At 51.9% G+C, this 312-nt stretch carries 1 protein-coding gene; it reads right to left on the bottom strand.

Annotated features, from left to right (window positions below; genetic code table 11):
* Positions 1-312: EF-Tu/IF-2/RF-3 family GTPase (locus H8K47_RS18865; protein ID WP_268977691.1), on the bottom strand; the 312-nt coding region annotated here is incomplete at both ends.

Here is a 312-nt window from a genome sequence, read left to right on the forward strand (position 1 = left end):
TCGCCAACACTTGACCACGCTGGATGTCTTCACGCTTAGTACCGCGCAGCAGAACACCTACGTTGTCGCCTGCCTGACCTTGGTCCAGCAGTTTGCGGAACATTTCAACGCCAGTACATGTTGTTTTGACTGTGTCTTTGATACCAACGATTTCGATCTCTTCGCCGACTTTAACGATACCGCGCTCAACACGGCCAGTTACCACTGTACCGCGACCAGAGATGGAGAATACGTCTTCTACTGGCAGCAGGAATGTACCGTCAACTGCGCGTTCTGGTGTAGGAATGTAGCTATCCAGTGCGTCAGCCAGTT

The sequence above is a fragment of the Cognatundibacterium rugosum genome (assembly GCF_014284365.1).
Taxonomy (GTDB): domain Bacteria; phylum Pseudomonadota; class Gammaproteobacteria; order Burkholderiales; family Burkholderiaceae_D; genus Undibacterium; species Undibacterium rugosum.